This is a genomic window from Mycobacterium asiaticum (assembly GCF_001668675.1).
GTDB lineage: Bacteria > Actinomycetota > Actinomycetes > Mycobacteriales > Mycobacteriaceae > Mycobacterium > Mycobacterium asiaticum_D.
The window spans coordinates 1-4,205 of sequence record NZ_LZKQ01000137.1 but is presented as its reverse complement, the minus strand read 5'-3'; the positions used below and the strand labels follow the sequence as shown (position 1 = coordinate 4,205).

The 4,205-nt window shown below is 64.7% G+C and carries 6 protein-coding genes; 3 read left to right on the top strand and 3 right to left on the bottom strand.

What is annotated here, in order from left to right; genetic code table 11:
• Together A9X01_RS11760 and A9X01_RS11755 are read right to left on the bottom strand one after the other, a co-directional pair.
• On the bottom strand, positions 1 to 296 hold a 296-nt coding region (locus A9X01_RS11760), incomplete at its 3' end, for a DUF222 domain-containing protein (RefSeq protein WP_155772039.1).
• 50 nt (positions 297 to 346) lie between these two features.
• Positions 347 to 925, bottom strand: coding sequence for a TetR/AcrR family transcriptional regulator (locus tag A9X01_RS11755; RefSeq protein ID WP_253849094.1), 579 nt, complete (start codon positions 923 to 925; stop codon positions 347 to 349).
• 190 nt (positions 926 to 1,115) lie between these two features.
• On the opposite strand from A9X01_RS11755, the gene A9X01_RS11750 reads away from it, so the two are divergent.
• Positions 1,116 to 1,655: a class I SAM-dependent methyltransferase gene (locus tag A9X01_RS11750; protein WP_065120948.1), complete on the top strand. Its 540-nt coding sequence runs from the start codon at positions 1,116 to 1,118 to the stop codon at positions 1,653 to 1,655.
• 10 nt (positions 1,656 to 1,665) lie between these two features.
• Here A9X01_RS11750 and A9X01_RS11745 read toward each other — a convergent pair whose 3' ends face one another.
• A complete protein-coding gene (locus tag A9X01_RS11745; protein WP_065120950.1) occupies positions 1,666 to 3,048 on the bottom strand; it encodes a DEAD/DEAH box helicase in 1,383 nt (460 codons plus the stop codon).
• A 26-nt stretch (positions 3,049 to 3,074) separates the two neighbouring features.
• Here A9X01_RS11745 and A9X01_RS30485 point away from each other — a divergent pair, with 26 nt between their 5' ends.
• Positions 3,075 to 3,299, top strand: a complete 225-nt coding sequence (locus tag A9X01_RS30485; RefSeq protein WP_065120947.1) for a hypothetical protein — start codon at positions 3,075 to 3,077, stop codon at positions 3,297 to 3,299.
• 5 nt (positions 3,300 to 3,304) lie between these two features.
• Positions 3,305 to 4,205 (top strand): enoyl-CoA hydratase-related protein (locus A9X01_RS11735; protein WP_253849092.1); only part of this gene is annotated, 901 nt, incomplete at its 3' end.

Here is a 4,205-nt window from a genome sequence, read left to right as displayed (position 1 = left end):
AGCACCGCGGCCTCGGCGATACGCCGATCCGCCTCGGCTTTGGTGATCCGCAACCGATCCGCCAACGCCTGACCCAGTGTGCCACCCAACTCCTGCCCGGTGGCCACCACGCCCAATTGGTTGACCACCGCGTGCCCGGGCACGCGCAACTTACGCACCACCCGCTGCATACCCTCGATGATCGACAGCAACTCACCCGTACCGCAAGCGTCAAAATCCAACGCAGACAAGCGATCCGCGCACGCTTCAAGCCCGTCGAGAACCTCGACGATCTCCTGCGGCGTGCTCGCTGACATACCCTGAATACTACGGAGGACCACTGACAAAAACGCTGCAGCGCTGCGTATTACGCAACCGATGCGCCGAGTATCAAATTCACCGCTTCATCGAGCTGCCCGGCGATCTCCGGGTAGGGCAGGAACCGCGCTGTCATCAGCGCGCCCGCGAACGTCATCTGCAGCGTCGACTTCACCGCGCGCGGCCACCCGGGACCGAGCGCGGCACCGATCCGGCGGGCCACCTCGTCGGCGATTTCGGCGCGCAACGGGGTGACTGCGGGATCGTCGGCCATCAACGCCGCACCGCAACCGGCGGTCAGCTCGGGCTCGTCGGTGACGATGAGGGCCATGTCCCGCAGCGTCGCGCTCACCCTCGTCTTGGTGGTGTCGTTGACGTCGGTGTGCAACGGCAACTCACGCAACAACCGCAAGTAGACCGCTGCAACCAAAGCGCTCTTCGACGAAAAGTAGGTGTAGGCACTGGCCGGCGAAACCCCGGCACGCTGAGCCACCGCGCGCATCGTCAGGTTCGCGTAGGACGATTCGCGCAGTTCCTCGAGTCCCGCGTCGAGCACTTTGCGGATGGTCTGTCCGGGCCGCCGATCCGACCGACGTGGAACGCCAGGAGCCGAGACTTCTCTAGACACCCGTCCAGTGTAGGAAGCAGCCACTAGTGTCACAAGCGTACGTCCACAGGTAGCTGTCGATCGCCTTATCTGTTGCTACAGCAAGAACTGAGGGGTTCCCGGCCGCTTGCCGAAGCCAACCCCAAAGTGCCCGCATCTGGCCTCAATTGCAGACATATGTCCAGAACTCGCCACCGGTAACCTTGGCGCTGTGACCGCACAGGACCGTCGCCGCTGGGATGAACGATATGCCCAACTGGGACCAGCCGGTGCGGTCAATCCACCCAGTTTCCTTGCCCCACACGTCGATCTGATACCGGCGAAGGGTCTGGCGCTGGATATCGCCTGCGGCCAGGGGACCGGATCGGTATGGCTGGCCAGCCGCGGCCTCGATGTCTGGGGCATCGACATTTCCGCCGTTGCCGTCGAGCAGGCGCAAGAGCTCGCTCGGCGCAACCATGTTGGCGATCGCTGCCGATTCGACGTCGTCGACCTCGACCAGGGTCTGCCGCCCAGCCCACCCGCAAACATGATCCTGTGCAACAAATTTCGCGACAGCCGCCTCGACCGAGCACTGATCGAACGCCTGGCGCCGGGTGGGCTACTGGCGATCGCCGTGCTGAGCGAGGTCGGCGCCGCGCCCGGGCCGTTTCGGGCCGCACCCGGCGAGTTACCGAGCGCCTTCGCGAGTCTTCAGCTCATAGCGGGCGACGAAAGCGACGGGCACGCATGGCTGCTCGCGCGACGCTGACGGGCCACGACTATCTAACGCTGCCCTGCGGGCGGGCCGACCGACGGCGGTGCTCGACGCGGCGCGCCGCGATGGGGCCCCGGTGCTGGACGGTCGGCTCAACACGAGCGGATTCCGAAGACGCCGATCGTGCGCCACGACTACGACCACGACCGCGCCGTGCACCCGCCCCACTGGGCCGACGATGCTGCGGGGGAGGGGCTACCGCGACCGGCGGTGCCTGGTAAGGCGCGACCTCACCGACCAGCGTCTGTACCTCTGCTGAGGACGCCGTCACCTGCATGGGCTTGACCTTGATGCCGGCCTTGCGCAACAGCACCTGCGTATCCGCCCGCTGCTCAGGAAGCACGACCGTCACCACGTCACCCGCGCTGCCCGCGCGGGCCGTGCGGCCGGAACGGTGCAGGTACGACTTGTGCTCGCTCGGCGGATCGATGTGCACCACCAGTTCGACATCGTCGACGTGCACACCGCGCGCGGCGATATCGGTCGCCACCAACACGCGAGCGTCCCCGGACGCGAACCTGGCCAAATTGCGGTCACGCGCCGGCTGGGAAAGGTTGCCGTGCAGATCCACGGCGGGAACGCCCGCCTCGGTGAGCTGCTTGGCCAGCTTGCGGGCCTGATGCTTGGTGCGCAGAAACAGAATCCGGCGACCACTACCGGACGCCAGCCGGTGCACCAGCTCCTTCTTCGCCTCGTTGCTGGCGACGTGGAAGACGTGGTGGGTCATCGCCGAGACCGGTGAGTTGGCCTCGTCGACCGAATGCAGCACCTCGTTGCGCAGGAACCGCTTGACGAGTTTGTCGACGCCGTTGTCCAGCGTCGCGGAGAACAACAGGCGCTGACCGTTGGCCGGCGTGGCAGCCAAAATGCGCGTCACACCAGGCAGAAAACCAAGGTCCGCCATGTGATCCGCTTCGTCGATGACGGTGATCGCAACACCGTCGAGACTGATCAGCCGCTGCTTCATCAGGTCCTCGAGCCGCCCAGGACACGCCACCACGACGTCGACTCCGGACTGCAGCGCGGCCACCTGGCGGTTTTGCGATACGCCGCCGAAGATCGTCGTCACCTTCAAACCCTGTGCGACAGCGAGCGGTTCCAGCGTGGCAGTGATCTGGGTCGCCAATTCGCGGGTCGGTGCAAGCACCAGGCCCGAGGGCCGCGACGGACGCCAGTTCTGTCGGGAAATCCTGCTGATCAACGGAATCGAGAAAGCGAGCGTCTTGCCGCTGCCGGTCTTGCCCCGCCCCAGTACATCGCGCCCGGCCAGCGCGTCGGGCAGCGTCGCAACCTGAATCGGAAACGGCCGGGCAATGCCGACCCTGTTCAACGCGCCGACCAGAGTGTCGGATACGCCGAGGTCGGCGAAAGTTGTGTCGGTAGTCACTATTTCGGTGCCTTTCAGGCATCGGTGTGCGCGCATCGCTATACCGCGAAGTCGAGCACGAGATGGCGAGATTGCCGGTGGGCAAAATCGATCGCCGCGAGAAAAGCTCGTGCTGCATGCACGAATCATCTGAACTGGTGGATGACGATGCGTTCCACGACGTTGTCGGCATGGGTGCCGACATTGTTGTCCAGCATACCGTATACCGTGCAGAAACCATGTCGGCGTTACGTCGCGGTCCGGTAATGTAACGCGGATGGAGCGGCGCGTCCTGGAAGCTGTCATCTACGAGCGCGAACCACCGATCGCGCGGATCATCCTCAACCGCGTCGACAAGGCCAATACCAAGGACGCGGTCCTGGTGACCGAGGTCGACAAGTGCCTACGCGAAGCCGATCACGACAAGGAAATCAAAGTCGTCATTCTCAAGGCCAACGGCAAGGGTTTCTGCGGTGGCCACGTCGCCCGCTGGGGGCCGGACGAAAATCCCTACCCCGACTTCGGAAACACGTTCGAGGATCTGTACAAGGGCACCGCGGATCTCTTTCTGTGGCCGACCCTGTACCTGTGGGAGTTTCCGAAACCGACCATCTCCCAAATCCACGGCTACTGCATGGGCGGCGGGATCTACCTCGGTCTGCTCACCGACTTCTGTGTCGCGTCCGAGGACGCGTATTTCCAGATGCCGCTGGCGCAGAGCCTCGGCGAGCCGGGCGGCCACACGATGATCGAGCCGTGGTTGCTGATGAATTGGCACCGCACCATGGACTGGTTGCTGCTGGCACCGACGCTGACGGCCGAGCAGGCCCTCGAATGGGGCCTGCTCAACAAGGTGGTGCCGCGCGAAGATCTCGAAGACACCGTCGAGGAAATGGCCCGCAAGATCGCGCAGATCCCGCTGACGACGCTGATGGCGGTGAAGAACAATGTGAAGCGGGCCTGGGAACTGATGGGGATGCGGGTGCACCTTCAGGTCAGTCACATCCTGACCAACATGGTGGGCGCCGCGTCCGATGTGCAGGCCCGCCGCGCCGAACTCATGCAGTCGGGCATGAAGCCCCGGGATTTCCTAGGCCGCGACGAGCAGCGCGAGTTCGATGGTGTTCGGTTACGTGGCCGCCCGCCACGCGGCGGGGCGCCGCTTACCTGGCGAAAAG